The 15,469-nt window shown below is 39.3% G+C and carries 12 protein-coding genes and 1 riboswitch; of the genes, 2 read left to right on the top strand and 10 right to left on the bottom strand.

Annotated features, from left to right (window positions below; all coding sequences use genetic code 11):
- Positions 1-124 precede the first annotated feature (124 nt).
- On the top strand, positions 125-325 hold the full coding sequence (locus FZC88_RS01800) for an alpha/beta-type small acid-soluble spore protein (RefSeq protein ID WP_044337619.1): 201 nt from the start codon (positions 125-127) through the stop codon (positions 323-325).
- A gap of 79 nt (positions 326-404) precedes the next feature.
- On the opposite strand, the gene FZC88_RS01795 is transcribed toward FZC88_RS01800, so the two are convergent.
- The 6 genes from FZC88_RS01795 to FZC88_RS01770 form a co-directional block, all read right to left on the bottom strand.
- A complete protein-coding gene (locus tag FZC88_RS01795; RefSeq protein WP_148993444.1) occupies positions 405-1,565 on the bottom strand; it encodes an anti-sigma-I factor RsgI family protein in 1,161 nt (386 codons plus the stop codon).
- On the bottom strand, positions 1,562-2,311 hold the full coding sequence (gene sigI, locus FZC88_RS01790; protein ID WP_148993443.1) for an RNA polymerase sigma factor SigI: 750 nt from the start codon (positions 2,309-2,311) through the stop codon (positions 1,562-1,564). The genes FZC88_RS01795 and sigI overlap by 4 nt, the downstream gene beginning before the upstream one ends.
- Positions 2,312-2,659: 348 nt before the next feature.
- A complete protein-coding gene (locus FZC88_RS01785) occupies positions 2,660-3,445 on the bottom strand; it encodes a TerC family protein (protein WP_148993442.1) in 786 nt (261 codons plus the stop codon).
- Positions 3,446-3,543: 98 nt separating this feature from the next.
- Positions 3,544-3,641: riboswitch (yybP-ykoY riboswitch) on the bottom strand.
- Between the two features lie 63 nt (positions 3,642-3,704).
- Positions 3,705-4,166, bottom strand: a complete 462-nt coding sequence (locus tag FZC88_RS01780; RefSeq protein ID WP_148993441.1) for a hypothetical protein — start codon at positions 4,164-4,166, stop codon at positions 3,705-3,707.
- Positions 4,167-4,352: 186 nt separating this feature from the next.
- Positions 4,353-5,441 (bottom strand): SDR family oxidoreductase, encoded by a 1,089-nt coding sequence (locus FZC88_RS01775; protein ID WP_148993440.1) that lies wholly within the window; start codon positions 5,439-5,441, stop codon positions 4,353-4,355.
- A gap of 121 nt (positions 5,442-5,562) precedes the next feature.
- On the bottom strand, positions 5,563-8,652 hold the full coding sequence (locus tag FZC88_RS01770) for an efflux RND transporter permease subunit (protein ID WP_148993439.1): 3,090 nt from the start codon (positions 8,650-8,652) through the stop codon (positions 5,563-5,565).
- Between the two features lie 196 nt (positions 8,653-8,848).
- On the opposite strand from FZC88_RS01770, the gene FZC88_RS01765 reads away from it, so the two are divergent.
- Positions 8,849-9,721, top strand: a complete 873-nt coding sequence (locus tag FZC88_RS01765) for a hypothetical protein (protein ID WP_148993438.1) — start codon at positions 8,849-8,851, stop codon at positions 9,719-9,721.
- Between the two features lie 496 nt (positions 9,722-10,217).
- On the opposite strand, the gene nhaC is transcribed toward FZC88_RS01765, so the two are convergent.
- From nhaC to FZC88_RS01745, 4 genes are all read right to left on the bottom strand, one after another.
- The gene (gene nhaC, locus FZC88_RS01760; RefSeq protein ID WP_148993437.1) at positions 10,218-11,624 is read right to left on the bottom strand and encodes a Na+/H+ antiporter NhaC; all 1,407 of its coding nucleotides are present in this window, start codon (positions 11,622-11,624) and stop codon (positions 10,218-10,220) included.
- A 503-nt stretch (positions 11,625-12,127) separates the two neighbouring features.
- Positions 12,128-13,156, bottom strand: a complete 1,029-nt coding sequence (locus FZC88_RS01755) for an EAL domain-containing protein (protein ID WP_148993436.1) — start codon at positions 13,154-13,156, stop codon at positions 12,128-12,130.
- 207 nt (positions 13,157-13,363) lie between these two features.
- Entirely contained in the window at positions 13,364-14,932 is a 1,569-nt protein-coding gene (locus FZC88_RS01750; RefSeq protein ID WP_148968519.1) for a peptide chain release factor 3, read from the bottom strand.
- Positions 14,933-15,113: 181 nt separating this feature from the next.
- On the bottom strand, positions 15,114-15,347 hold the full coding sequence (locus FZC88_RS01745; RefSeq protein ID WP_148993435.1) for a YueH family protein: 234 nt from the start codon (positions 15,345-15,347) through the stop codon (positions 15,114-15,116).
- Between the last annotated feature and the right edge of the window lie 122 nt (positions 15,348-15,469).

Below are 15,469 nucleotides of genomic sequence, written 5' to 3'. Positions count from 1 at the left end.
TCCATCCTCATACAAACTATACAATTTCGGCGAAATATTACCATTCATGTTCGAAGAAATAAGACAAATAATAGTACTACAGAAACATCATTGTTTCAAGTCTACTACTAAGGAGGAAACAACCATGGCTAGAAGCAGTAATAAATTACTCGTTCCTGGTGTTGAACAATACCTTGATCAAGTGAAATATGAAATCGCTCAAGAGTTTGGTGTGACACTTGGATCAGATACAGTAGCTCGCTCTAACGGATCCGTTGGAGGAGAAATTACAAAACGACTCGTTAAACAAGCTCAATCTCAACTTTCCGGACAACAAACTAAATAATATTGGCTTGGGTAGCTGGATTCACCAGCTACCCCTTATAATTGAGAACGACCCATTTTTGCAAATGGGCCGCTTTTTTTTAATCATCTTTATAGTTTCTGTTATCTTTTCGTTCTTGGTGATCCCTTTTCTTTTCATCTTTCCTGTCTTGATGATCTCGTTTCTTTTCTTCATTCCAATCGTTATGATTTCGTTTCTTTTCTTCTTTTCTGTCTTGATCTCTTTCATTTTCTTCTTTACTATTTTTAGGATTATGCCATTTTGCATTTCCTCTATAATTGTCTTTATCACGATTAGAATGACCATTGGAGTCCCGATGCTGATAATCAGAAGTATTATTTTTCCGTTCAGTCTGCACAGGCTTTTCTGGGTCCTTTTTTTGATTTGAATGGTTTTTATCATTTTTTTGAAGATTCTCAGTACCCTCTGGTTTCTGCTTCTTCTCCACAGAAGGTAATTCCACCTTTTGATTCTCAACCCTAGAACTCTTCTCTTTCTTTATTCCCTCATTGAGGACGTCTTCGTCTTTTTTCTCTCTTTTTGTATCCTCGAGGGATTTAGGTGTTTCAGCTTTTTCAGTTTCCCGTAATAAGGACCCTGCAGTCATTCCTTTATCAGAAGCTTCTTCTCTCATTTCCTGCGATGTTTCTTTCACGGTGATGTTCATGTTGTGATCTGTGCTATATTCTTGAACAAACTTATTTATTTCAGCAACAAAATCATCTTCCCGCTGATCATTTGAATCCTCAATAAATGAAGAGGTGATGAGAACATTTTGATTCTCCTTTAAAAATCCCATTTCTTCACATAAGAAGAAGATTTCCTCTGTCACTTCACTTACATCCATGTTTCCCCAGCCATCCAACTCTTCTAGAAGCAATTTGGCATCTTGATTGTAAGGTGTAATCTTTATCACCTGTTGTTTTTCATTCAATGTCAATTCCATACTTGGATTGATATCGACAGACACATAGGCATATGCCTGATTACTCTGTAAAAATGCACTTGAAAATAGGGTGAGAATGACGATTATAGATGTTAATAATGCAGTTGACACTTTCCAATTCCATTTAACAAATCGTTTGGCCGAAGCAGGTTCGTTACGCATTGGAAAAAATGGTATCTCCTCCCCAATATCATACTTTTGATTGGGCTGCTTTCTTCCAGTCAGAAATTCCCCTTCTGACGTCATCATAACGAGGATATCACTCTTGATTTCCATAATGATCCCTTTTTTCATATCTCTAACCGCCCTTTTAAGTAATCCCGTAAATACACATAATCTCCTATAAGAATAAGAGTAATGGCAATAATATATTTTCTATTTCTCTCAATAGTTTTTCTACTAACGTTTACCTGTTTCTCTAATTTTTTTATGGGTAATCGTTTTTTTTCAAGGAGGTAGTCCAATAATTCTATGGAATTCACTACCGTTTTAGCAATGTCAATGGCATTCAGTCTGGCATCTTCATGCTTAGGTGATTGTTCGACCAGCTCATTGAAGGATAATTTGAATTGAGAAAGATGTTCTTGGAAAGAGATGATCTCTTCCCGCCTCTTCTTACCCTCTTGCTGTTTTCCATATTCATCAACAGAGACGATTTGCTCGATAGTTAAATTTGGGGTCTCTTCATCGTCCTCAACCAGACTCTTGTCGATGCTTACATCCTGATACTTCCCGTTTTTTCTGATATAATCAATTACTTTCCGTTTGATGATCACTTCAGAAAAACTGATGATGGATGACCCTCGCTGATGATTATATTTTAAGATAGCGTCATGAAACGCGATAAGACCGATGCTAAATTCATCATCATTTTCATAGATATATCGTTTACAGACTGAAGATACCGTCTTTTTAACGAATGGTTTATAGTCTTCGAGGACTTCGTTCAGTAATTGCTCATCCCCGTTTTGTATTTGAATCGCCATATTCTCTAAAGTTTTTTTCTTTTTGGCTATCAAAAATAGTAATACATTTAGCATCAATCTCACTCCATCCTGCACACTATTATACTCATTAGAAGTTAAATTTAAAAGATAATAGAGAGGAGGAGTTCCACCAAAAGATATAAAGGTAGTATTTAAACCTGTTCAGATACCGCAATTAAGACAGCAAAGATTGTTTTCATTTATATATCGTCATATGTACACCTCCGAAGTCAATTTATTGTTTGGCCGATCGATCGCCTTATTAAAGGAGTTACGTTATGAATTCTTATTTTGAGGGGGTTAATATAAAAATTAAAAGATGATGGGGAGTTAAAATACTGTCAGAATTAACAAATCAAAAAAGCTAACGTGTGAATTCACACGTTAGCTTTACATTTATCATTATTCCGCTTTTGCTCTGGCTTCTTCTTTGATTTCTTCTTGCTTTGCTTTCTTTCTGGATAATAAATATCCTCCAACTGATAAAAGGATTAAAACGGTCCAGAAGACGAGCTTCCATGGCTTTGATTCAGGGAAATGGTGATCCAGGATCGCCACATCTGGATGAGCAAGCGTAAACACAGCAAGCTTAACCCCTACCCAACCGACGATTAAAAACGCCGCTGATTCCAATGTAGGATATTTCTCCAATAGCTTCACAAACCATGTTGCAGCAAATCGCATGATCACCAGGCCGATGATTCCACCAAGGAACATGACGATAAACTGACCACCGTCAATTCCACCGACATCAAACCATCCGGTTGGCTGCAAAGTAACCGCTAAAGCTACGGCAGCTAACATGGAGTCAACTGCAAAGGCGATGTCTGCAAGCTCCACCTTCAATACCGTCGTCCAGAAACCTGAGCCCTTGTTTGACTCTGACTCAACAATTCCCGTGTCTTTCCTCTTTTTAACAAAATGATGAATCGACACATAGAATAAATAGATTGCCCCGATGGCTTGCACCTGCCATACATTCACTAAGAACGAGATGAGAAATAGTGCAGCAAATCTAAATACAAATGCTCCTAACAGACCATAAAAGAGTGCTTTCTTTCTTTGTTCTACCGGCAGATGTTTAACCATGACCGCCATAACAACTGCATTATCAGCAGCCAGAATTCCTTCAAGACCGACAAGGATGAGCAGTACCCAACCATATTCCAATAACATTGAAGCATCCATTAATGTAAGTCCCTCCTATTTACACAGTTAGTTTTCCAATAGGCAAGGATTTTTATAAAATAAAAAGACCCTTGCCTAAATAAGGCAAAGGTCTTGCTGAGCATAATCATTATGCCAACAAAGCCGATGGAATAATCCATGAACTGACGACTTTGTTTAGGTATGTCACCTATAGCTACTCCCCTTTGACAGGTAGAAAACGTTTAAGTTGTATAGCCATATCTTACCTCATGAATGACGTTTCGTAAAGAGATAAAACTTAGTGGATCCGGATTAGGATTGATCGAATGATCAGCCCAAGTACCACTCCTGGAATCACAAACAACATCGGCAAAAAGACAGGTCCGATAAATTCACCAAATAAATATACCTTCGGAGAGTACATCAAGCCAACGGTCACCATATAAGCAGACATGACAAAAGGTAAAAATATATAAGGTTCTTCCTTTGTTTGAGCAAGCTTATAAGCATCCCACATGGCAAACATATAAAGACAAGGATAAAACATCAACCATTGATAATCGATTACAGAAGCTGCTTTATGGGTTTCCCCTAAAAAACTATACATGATCCCTTGATTGAAATTACTTTGGACATTGATGATAATCTCAAGAAGCACAAATAAAGTTCCCTTAAACCAAAGTCCAACCAATAATTGCGGAAAACCAGGAAGAGCAATGCTCCATAGAATTCCTTCTAATTTTGTAATAGAAGTTTTCATGGGCATCCCAGCAATTGGCGATGAAGTGAATGAATTAAAGGATGTATGTACCGGGTCGGATCTTGCGTAAGGGAAAATGACATCTCGAGAATCCTCCTATTGATGCTTCTCCCATTATTTTTACCATTTCCCTCCCAATTATTACGAGGATTAAGACACTATCTAACAATTTTCATGAAAACATCCTTAATTAATCTTCACATGTAATTTTTCGTTAGAATAATGTTCAAGATAAAATTCGACCATTTTTTCAATTTGGCTTGAGAGGGTAGGGCATTGAATATGGGACCCTCTCAAGTCTTCTTGGGCATATTGACAATTGAACCTTCCTTCAAGTGTAAAATAGTCAAGTGCTTCACGTTCAACCTTTAAATATCTGCGTACAAACCGAAAGCCCAGTGCCCAATTGGAAAGAGAAAGGGGAACCCTTCCCCGCGGCTGTTTCTTGTACATATGCCATAGAATCTGTTCATACACTTCCTTTACCGTCACTGGGTGTGGATCGGTAAGATGATAGGTTTTCCCTTTTCCGATCCCTGCGTGGCCGAGGTATATAGAAGCTCGGACGACATATTCGACGGGTACGATATTGATGAAGGCATCACCTTCTCCCAGAAAGGGTATCCAAGGTAAAAACGATAATCGTTTAAACATATTCATAATAAAATACGGACCATCAAACTTAACTGTCTCACCCGTCTTGGAACTTCCTTTAACGATACCGGGACGGATGATCGTAATCGGCAGGATTTCCTTCAGTTCCGCAACGTATACCTCTGCTTCATACTTTGTCTGTTCGTAGAAATTATTAAAGCTGTCCGGATATACAAGCTCCTTCTCATAAACTTCCCCTTTACGTGTACCGGCTACAAACGCAGTAGAGAAATAGACATATCTCTTTAATCGGTGAAGTGTTTTACAGAAACTATTAACATGGCTTGTTCCCTCGACGTTTACTTTATATGCAAGATTTTCAGGGACGGCAAGATCATAGATGGCAGCCAAGTGCCAGACATACTCCACTGTTTCGCGTATTTCACCTATTTTCTCTTCTGACATTCCAAGATCAGGTTGTGTAATATCTCCTTTCACTAAAATGAGATCGGTTCCTTTGTTTCCTGCAAGCTTCCCGGCTAATTCCTCTGCTTCTTTAGTTATAGTGTCTAAATGAAGCAAGTAAATCGATGATGCCTTCTCTTGACTAATTAATTCTTCCACAATATTACGACTTAAAAAACCTGGAAAACCCGTGATTAAATATATCCCTTTCTTCATATCGCTTCACCCCCGCCAAGGACTTCTTTCAAAATGGGTAAAAAAGCTAACCTGCAGTAAGGTACCTGCTCGATTTAAGGAGGTGACTACTTAGCTATAAGGTTAGCTCGTTTAAATTTGACTATTCTTTATTACCGTATGCTTCACGATTTCTCTTCATTCTTCTCGTTTCTTTATCAAAAAAGCTATATACAATCGGAATGACATAAATCGTCAACAGTGTACTGCTTATTAACCCACCAATTACGGCTATACCCATCGGCTGATTGATCTCAGTACCTTCCCCGAGTCCAAGGGCAAGAGGTAACAAGCCAAGTATAGTGGTCAATGCGGTCATTAATATCGGCCGTGCCCGATCCTGAACTGCTTCAACAATACTATCAAAGCTATTGATTCCTGATTCTTTACGCTGGTTGATGTAATCGACGATCACAATCGCATTGTTTACAACTATGCCTGCCAGGACAATGACACCTATAATCGCTGAAATGCTTATAGGTGTTTGAGTTACCGCCAGCGCTATTGCGACCCCGATGACCATGAGCGGCACTGTAAACATAATGACGAATGGATACTTAAATGATTCAAACTGTGCAGCCATGACCATATAGACAAGTACAATCGCGAGTCCAAGTGCAAGTGCCATATCGTCAATGGAGTCTTCAAGCAACTCCCTGTCACCACTGAAGGAAACCAAAGTCTCATTCGGAAGTTCCAAGGATTCTATCTTCTCATCCACAGCTTTCGAGATTGCCCCGAGATTGGTGGACGATGAATACTTCATAGTGAATTGAACCGCGTGCTGCTGATCGATCCTTTGTATACTGACAGGACCATCTTCTATCGAAAAATCCACTACAGAATTTAATTGAATATACTTTCCTTGTCCGTTAGGAATAAGTAGTTTTTTCAGAGAGTCCAGATTCTCAGTAATATTACGGTCATATTGTACGAGGACATTTATGACATCAGACGTCTCTGTAACCATTTGTGTCGCCAATACACCTCGTGTTACATCCTGTACAAGGGTGCCTATCTGAGCTGGTGCCAACCCTTGTTCGAGAGCTTTGTCACGGTTCACTTTCATTTGGACTTCTTTGACCGTTTCCATTTGATCCGTCGTCACTTCTGATACGTTTTTCATACCCTTCAAAGAATTGAATAATGCATCGACAGATTGATCCAATCGTTTTGGATCTGTATCTCTTAAATTGAACGTCAGGGTTTGAGGGCTGGAACCTGATGTTGACTGAAGGTTAAAAGAAACTTCCGATGAATCATTTACCTTTTTCGCAGCTTTTTCTATCTCAGGTTTTACTTCATCTGCAAAAGTGAATATGGATCTCCCACGATCATCCAAAGGCTTCATTTTTACATACACTTCAGCAATATTCCCTTTTGAACTTCCTCTAAAGGACTCTTCCTGAGTTGTACCGACCAGGCTTACAAAAACATCAACATCTTTCTCCTTTTCCAGCCTATCTTCAATTGCATTTACAACTTTATTCGTCTCTTCCACGGATGCTCCATTATCTAATTCGACTCTCATATTGAAAAACCCTTCATCCGTTGGAGGTAAAAACTGTGTTCCTACTGTCGTTAAGCCGAAACCGCCTGCGACCAGAGTGAGAGCCGTAATAAACAGGACGATGAATCGGTGACGAAGAGCCCACTTGACAGACCTGGCAAATGTTTTTCTGCTTTTTGAGCGCCTGCGCTTCGCTTCGAGATTTCCTTTAGGCTTCTTCAATAATCTGCTTGCTAACATCGGGATGACCGTTAAGGCTACAACGAGCGATGCTAATAAGCTAAAAGAAATGGTCAGGGCAAATTCGGTAAACAATTCACCGAGCAAACCTGAAATAAAGACAACAGGTAAAAACACTGCAACTGTTGTTAAAGTAGATGCCGTAATGGCTCCACCCACTTCTTTGGCTCCGACACTCGCAGCCTCTCTTGGTGTTTTTCCAAGAGAAAGATGCCGATAAATATTTTCAATTACAACAATGGCATTATCCACAAGCATTCCAATTCCAAGGGCAAGTGCTCCGAGAGTCATAATATTCAAAGCGAAATCAGCAAAGAACATTAAGACAAATGTAACGATGACAGAGTATGGAATCGCCACACCAATGATTAACGGACTCTTTACATTCTTTAAGAATAGGAATAGAACAAGCATGGCAAAAGCCCCGCCAATGATTAGGGAGTTTGCAATATTACCTATCGCTTGGGTAATGTAGTCCCCCTGATCAAAGAGAATGTCTGCTTTGATTGATTTGTATTGGTCTTGTTGAAGTAGACGATCCAGCTCATCTTGGAATGCTTTTGAAACAGAAGCCGTGTTTGCGTCGGATTGTTGTAACACACTAAAGAGGATGGCAGATTCCTGATTGGCACGAGTGATCGTATTCGTGTCCTGCTGCTTCTTCTCAACAGCCGCCACTTCCCCAAGGGTAATCTTCTTACCATTTTGAGGGTTCACTTGAAGCACCAATTTTTCCATTTCTTCAACGGACTGTAATTCACTCATAACCCGGGTGGTTAAGGTTTGTCCATCAGTTTCTATGGTATCCCCAGGTGATGTTACATTATTTGCTCTGATCGTGTTAATAACGTCAGATTGACTTAGACGATTATCTTTCAGCGCTTGTTGATTTAATTCAATGACCACTTCATCCTTGAGTGAACCAGAAACGTTTACATTGGCCACTCCTTCAACCCGGGTTAATTCCAATTTCAAATTCTCGGATAACGTCTTTAAATTGCTTTCCTTCCCCTCTTCACGTAATGAGAATTGAATGATTGGGAATTGGGCAGGATCAAACTTGAGAAACCTTGGATTATCCGCCCCATCTGGAAGTGGAGTTTGATCGATTCTTTGAAGAACATCATTTTCTATCTCATCAATGGAAGTTGTCCATGAAAATTCAAGGAGAATGAAGTTTGAACCTTCCCTGGAAGTAGATTGGATATTTTTCATTCCTGGTAAAGTTGACAAGCTTTCCTCGAGTGGCTTTGTCAACTTTTCCACTACTTCTTCAGGACTGGCGCCCGGATAATTGGTTACGACGACCCCAACTGGAGGGTTTAGATCAGGAATGAGCTTTAAAGGTATTCGGAGGAGGGACACCCCTCCAAGAATAAGAATGAGTAGCATTGTGACAATGGTGAATACAGGACGGCGTATGGAAAAATCACTGATTTTCAAACGGACGCTCCCCTTTCTATATCTATATTGTTCACTACGGATCGGAAGCAGTTAATGTTAACTATAGTCTCTTCAGGAAAATCCTTCAATATTAAAGCTTCTACTAGAGAAAATGTTCACAAATTAATCACCTTGATAAATAATTACACCTAATCTGTAAACACTATTTTTATACTGAAACGTTAGGAGCATTAGCATGGCGAATTGGGTTCCATTTGTATCCCTTAGTCTTATCAGCATTATCCTGTTGGTCATAATTGTCGTTAAGAACCGTCATATATCTGCTCGGATTTTATTATTTTGGCTTTTCATTTCCGGTTTAGCTTATGTATTCGAATATATCATCTTTGTATTATTTAACAGCTATACGTATCATCCCCATATTTTATCGAATAATTACAATGACAGTGTGTTGGGATCGATTAGTTCCCAGGCCTTTTCAGTGCCAATCGCGCTGACGTATATTGTTGTCTATCATTTAAGATCAACCAGGATTGCCTTGATCATTGGTTTATTCTTTCTCATAGAAACATGGTTCACCTATTCAAATTTTTACGAACACCATTGGTGGCAATCGTATTACACATCATTTTTCTTAATCCTTTCTGTCATGCTGTCTAAAGTGTGGTGGAAGCTGCTTGAAAATACTCCTAATCACTATGTACTGTTCATTACCTTGTTTTTTGCACTATCAACCGTCTCCCTTTCATTTGCCTGGATTCTTTCATCCCTTTTGGAACTATATATCCTCCCATTGCATCATTTCTCTAATCCTACACGGGACTTGATTGCAGGAAATGCAATGTACATTTGGTTTACCACCTACTTTTATGCACTGGTTATCTTCTTTAGAAATAAGGATAAGCAATATGCACTGTTGACCATCCTTTTCCTGTTAACAATAGAAGTATTCATGGTCCAAGAAGGTGTGTTGCTATTAAAGAATCCACTCATGATGATGGTTCTTCCCCTTTTTCATTTTTCAGTGATTTCAATAGGCGGATATTTTTACAATCATCATTTCCCAAATTATGTTGAAATCACACGAAAAGGACTGCCCTCTGGATAATTCATCTTTTAGAAAAAAATTCGATGAATGACCAGGACAGTCCTCATTATTTTCATACAGGCTCTTTGTGTAAAGTTTGTCGCTATCTCATTGTTGATTGTAGGAAGAAATAGGGACCGTTCCTTTCCGCTCCTGGCACTTGCTTCCGCGGGGCTGGGCCGTGAGCCTTTTCGGCTGCGCCTCCGGGGTCTCACCTGTCCAGCTATTCCCGCAGGAGTCAAGTGCCTTCCGCTACAATCCACTCTGTGCTTCTACATTTTGGCTCCCTTTTGGGATTAAAAGGAGCAAAAAAATAACTCCGGTATTACCCACTTGGGAATTACCTTGTTTTTTTTTAACCATTTGGCTCTGTCACATATATCCATAAAATGGTGAGGGGAGTTGCAAGCGGAGCAGTTCCCCTCACCATCCAACTCACACTCATATTGACAGAGCCCAAGCAAAACTAATGTTTTAAAACAACAAACTTTACAAAAAAGGAGCTTCTTATTAAATATTAATTTGATATAACTGGATTAGATTCAGTTTGTTCTTTTTCAATGGTCCAGCCGGTAAATCCATAAAGAATCGTTATGACGGGAGATATGAGACAAAAGATTGCAAACGGTAAATACTCTACTGTGGCGACACCTAATACATCAGTTAAGAATATACCACATACACTCCATGGTACTAACGGGTTAATGACCGTCCCAGCATCTTCTAACGTACGTGATAAGTTTTTGGGATGTAATCCAAGCTTCTTATATTGGGATTGAAAGGCTTCTCCCGTTAATAGGATGGACAGATACTGCTCCCCTACAACCAGATTTATACCAATGGCCGATAGAGCCGTTGAAAGAATCGTTCTTCTTCCTGATTGAAGGATCGTTGAAACTTTATTAAGCAATACAGGAATAATACCAAGTTTAAATAATAATCCACCGAGGCTTAAAGAGAGAATGACAAGTGAAATCGTAAACATCATGCTGTTCACTCCTCCTCTAGTTAAAAGTGAGTCGATGGATTCCACCCCTGTTTTGGATTCAAATCCCGAAAATAACACCTGAAAAAGTTCATTCAGCTTCAAAGATCCATGTAAGAACGAAAGGCCGATTGAGGCAACTATATTGATCGCAAGCGTTAGGAGTGCAGGGGTCTTAAATACGATGAGAACAATTAGTAATAATACAGGAACAAGACTGTACCAATGAATCAGACCTGTTTGATCCAAGCCATCCTGTAACGATTTCAGCTGTGTTAAATTGACATCGCTTGTTTCCGGTGATAAAAATCCAAAAACGATGAGTGTAATAATGAATGCAGGGACAGTTGTCCAGGCCATATTACGAATATGAGTAAATAAATCTACTTTCACAATAGAGGAAGCAAGGTTCGTTGTGTCTGATAATGGCGACATCTTATCTCCAAAAAAAGCTCCTGAAACAATCGCGCCTGCTGTGATACTCATGGACAGTCCCATCGCCTCACCGATTCCGATAAGTGCCACCCCTATGGTAGCCGCCGTCGTCAATGAACTTCCAATCACGATGCCGCTCAAGGAAGTAAGCAAAAAGGCAATCGCATAAAAATGATTGGGTGATACAAATTCAAATCCATAAAACATCAAAGTGGGAATGGTTCCACTGAGTAACCAACTGCTCACAAGAAGACCAATAAAGAAAAAGAGTAATATTGCTCCTAATCCACCTTGTGCCCCAACAATCATCCCTTGTTCAATCTCTTTGAATTTCACTTTACGACTAAGCCCATACACCATCAAAAAGAAGAGCGATATGATGATAGGAATATGGGGGACTGATTCGAGCCCAATAATACTGCCACTGATAATCCCCAGTACAGCGATCAATATCACTGATGCTTCTATAACGTTTGGTTTGTTTACGCTTTGGATGTTTAACATAGTAACACTTCCTTCTCTAAGTTGAAATTGATGAATTGGAACAGAAAGAACAACAAAAAGAACTCTCCATCCCGAATAGGGACGAAGAGTTCTCCGCGTTACCACCCTAATTGGAATAAACCTATTGTCATACATTCCCACTATTCATTCACTACTATTCATGAATAGTTGACAGGTAGTTTATTCCCACTTCATAAAGGTTTGTCCCTGGATAAAGCCTCATTTACTTAGAGGATTTATAAGCAATGTAATTCAGAAATAATGGACCTGGGCTCTCACCTGCCGCCCAGTCTCTGATTGCTGTCCACTTATTTCCTACTGCGTTGCTCAAGACAAAAATATTTAATCTAATCGCTAAGAGCTCGCAAGGACATTATCCTCTTTCGCTCTTAAACGCTTTTAAGCACTAAAGTAATTATAGTAGTATTTTATCATCGTATTGAAATATGTCAATGATTTTCATTAAAAAATACCCCTCTTTGTAAGAAGAGAGGTCATTTCGGCTATACAAACAGGGATTGGACAAATGGTTCTTTTGCTTCAAGAGCCGGCTTTCCTATGAAGTAGCCTTGTGCATAATGAACACCGATTTTTTTACAGAATAGCAATTCTTCTTTCCTCTCAATCCCTTCTGCTAATACAAGGATGTTCAACTCCGTTGCAATCTTCATGACCTTATGTAAGAACTCCTGGTTCTCTGGAACGCTATCACAATGATTGATAAAAGAACGGTCAATTTTCACATAGTCTGGCTTAAGGAGAGTCAGCATTTCGACAGTGGCAAAACCGGAACCAACATCATCAAGCGCCACTTTCATTCCTTCACGCTTATATACATCAAGGACGGATTTTAAATGCTCCACATCCCCAATTTTCTCTGTCTCCACCACTTCGAATACAAGATCCTCAGGATTTAAACCTAATTCGTTCACGATTTGAAAGGTATGGCGTAAACAAAATTCAGGATTATAAATCGTAGAAGGAAGGAAATTAATGAAACTTTTAAAACCGGGTTTCACCTGACCTACACGGCATTCAATCGCTGATTTCCTTGCTTTCTGGTCTAACATGGAATGAAAGCCTGTTATGGCGGCAATTTCAAATAATTTTCCCGGATTAATCTTTTTTGATTGTTCAGCTGTCCGTAAAAGAGATTCATAACCCAAGAGACTATAGTCGCTTAAATCAATGATCGGCTGAAGGTGACTGATGAATTCCCCATCCTGAATCATCTCTACCATCTCTCTATGTTTCATTAACAATATGAATTTGCCTACTTCCATGAATGAACCCGGATGGTCGATACAATTAATGCTGCACGTCCATCCACCCTCTTCCAAAAATTTCTCTTCTCTAACAAGCTTTTCATATAGTACATTCAGATTTTCATATGGAAAAACATATGTACCATCTTCTAATTGCGAAGAATATCCCTTCAACGGCAAGGTATGATGATGATCATTATGTAAGAAAAAGTACCCTGCATCATGATACTCCATGGTTACTGCACAATTTGCACACGATATGTTCATTCTCCACTATCTCCCTTTATTATTAAAATTTTACCTATATGTATATACTAAGACTTTTCACCTAAACAATGCTACTAATATACATATATTCTAGGATAAATTCACTTAATAATGGTAAAAAGTTCAATTATATCCAGATGACACCCTCCATTCCGACTACAAAAAAACACCCCTCCAAGTCCAATCCTTGAGGGGTGTTCACGATCTTTACATCAAACTATATAATCGAATATCCGGATTTTTATCATTGAACCATCTCATGGCAAAATCATTTTCAAACAAGAATACCAGGTTATCATGACGGTCTTTCACCAGCATGCTTCGAGAGCTTGACATTGTTTCCTTAACATCTTCTTCATTTTCAATCCATCTGGCTATTTTTGATCCAATCGGTTCCATTTTCACATCAACATTATACTCATTTTTCATTCTGTGCTCGAATACTTCAAACTGTAGCTGTCCGACTGCACCAAGTATAATATCTTCCGTGCGGGTCTTATAGTATTGGATGGCCCCTTCTTGAACCAGTTGAAGAATCCCTTTTTGAAAATGCTTCTGTTTCATTACGTTCTTAGCTGTAACACGAACAAAAAGTTCAGGTGTAAATTGAGGGAGCTTTTCATATTGGAAGCTCTGCTTTCCTTGAACAAGCGTATCACCTATTTGATACGTACCCGTGTCATAAACCCCGATAATATCCCCACTTACTGCTTCGTTTACAGTGCTTCGATCGTCTGCAAGAAATTGTGTGGATTGAGCAAGCTTAATCGATTTACCTGTGCGGGAAAGATTAACCGTCATCCCTCTTTCGAATTGCCCAGAACAAATGCGGAGAAATGCAATCCGGTCACGGTGAGCTGGATTCATATTGGCTTGAATCTTGAACACGAAACCAGAGAACTCCTCTGCCGTCGGCTCAATTTCTCCTGCGTCGGAATTCCTTGGCTGAGGAGATGGTGCAAATTGTAAATACGTTTCAAGAAACGTTTGAACACCGAAATTCGTCAATGCACTACCGAAGAAAACGGGAGAAAGCTCTCCATTCGCTATTCTCTCACGTGAAAACTGGTTTCCCGCTTCGTTCAGAAGCAACACATCTTCAAGGGTCTGATCATATAGGTTGCTTTCCTTCAGTGGGTGTTCTCCCTCGATTTCACCTTCATCGTTTAAAGGAATGAAACGATCTTCATCCTCCACGCGGAATTGCTCAATTCGATTATGGAAGCGATCATAGATACCTAAGAATTCTTTCCCCATTCCTATCGGCCAATTCATCGGATAAGATTGAATTCCAAGTACTTCTTCAAGCTCTTCCAATAATTCCAATGGTTCACGGCCTTGACGATCGAGCTTATTAATGAATGTGAAGATCGGTATGCCTCTCATTCGGCAAACTTTGAAAAGCTTTAAGGTTTGTGCTTCAATCCCTTTGGCTGAATCAATGATCATAACCGCACTATCAACAGCCATCAATGTTCTATAAGTATCTTCAGAAAAGTCCTGGTGACCAGGTGTATCCAGGATATTCACCCGATAATCATCATAGTCGAAAGCCATAACAGAAGAAGTGACTGAAATCCCTCTCTGCTTCTCAATTTCCATCCAATCAGATGTAGCGAACTTTCCTGATTTCTTACCTTTTACAGTCCCAGCTGCCCGAATCGCCCCTCCAAAGAGAAGAAGCTGCTCAGTTAATGTTGTTTTCCCGGCATCCGGGTGGGAAATAATAGCGAAAGTCCGTCTTGACTGAACTTCCTGTATAAAGTCAATTTTCATTCATAAAATCCTTTCTCGTCATTCTCACTTTCTCATCATATTCGTTCTAAAGTGACAATGCAACAAAGAATCAATACCTTAGTAAATCAGGGATGTTTCACACATCATTTCCTATTGGTATGAATTTTGCATTTTCACTATCACGCCCATACAGTATTCATCAAAATGGCTTTAAGGACACTTACATTTCACTTGTCCATTGAACAATCCGGGAACTTAATGTTCCTGCTGTTTCTTTTGAAACCCTTCCCTGTAATGATTCCAGTATTTTAGTTTGTATATTATCTTCATCATAGGTGAAAGAATAAGACCATTGAATATCCGGGACTGCAATCAATATGAACTCATCCTTCTTGTTTTCATAGATATATACTTTTTGTTCCATGCCTTCCAAAAAATTTTTTCTGATCTTCAAAATGTGTATCCCCTTTCATGAAAACGCTTTATTGGCGCATACTAATGACGATGTTGTCCGTACAACTTTAAGAAAATCGTGTAATTGTAGGTTGTCAGACGTCTGAAAGAATTGTAAAATAA

Source organism: Rossellomorea aquimaris (assembly GCF_008180865.1).
Classification (GTDB): domain Bacteria; phylum Bacillota; class Bacilli; order Bacillales; family Bacillaceae_B; genus Rossellomorea; species Rossellomorea yichunensis.
The sequence above is the reverse complement of the archived record's forward strand: the minus strand, read 5'-3'. Positions and strand labels throughout refer to the sequence as shown.

Bases quoted from the DNA above. Each gene is read 5' to 3' on its own strand.
- FZC88_RS01800 (WP_044337619.1), top strand. From the start codon at position 125: ATGGCTAGAAGCAGTAATAAATTACTCGTTCCTGGTGTTGAACAATAC.
- FZC88_RS01795 (WP_148993444.1), bottom strand. From the start codon at position 1,565: ATGAAAAAAGGGATCATTATGGAAATCAAGAGTGATATCCTCGTTATG.
- sigI (WP_148993443.1), bottom strand. From the start codon at position 2,311: ATGCTAAATGTATTACTATTTTTGATAGCCAAAAAGAAAAAAACTTTA.
- FZC88_RS01785 (WP_148993442.1), bottom strand. From the start codon at position 3,445: ATGGATGCTTCAATGTTATTGGAATATGGTTGGGTACTGCTCATCCTT.
- FZC88_RS01780 (WP_148993441.1), bottom strand. From the start codon at position 4,166: ATGAAAACTTCTATTACAAAATTAGAAGGAATTCTATGGAGCATTGCT.
- FZC88_RS01775 (WP_148993440.1), bottom strand. From the start codon at position 5,441: ATGAAGAAAGGGATATATTTAATCACGGGTTTTCCAGGTTTTTTAAGT.
- FZC88_RS01765 (WP_148993438.1), top strand. From the start codon at position 8,849: ATGGCGAATTGGGTTCCATTTGTATCCCTTAGTCTTATCAGCATTATC.
- nhaC (WP_148993437.1), bottom strand. From the start codon at position 11,624: ATGTTAAACATCCAAAGCGTAAACAAACCAAACGTTATAGAAGCATCA.
- FZC88_RS01755 (WP_148993436.1), bottom strand. From the start codon at position 13,156: ATGAACATATCGTGTGCAAATTGTGCAGTAACCATGGAGTATCATGAT.
- FZC88_RS01750 (WP_148968519.1), bottom strand. From the start codon at position 14,932: ATGAAAATTGACTTTATACAGGAAGTTCAGTCAAGACGGACTTTCGCT.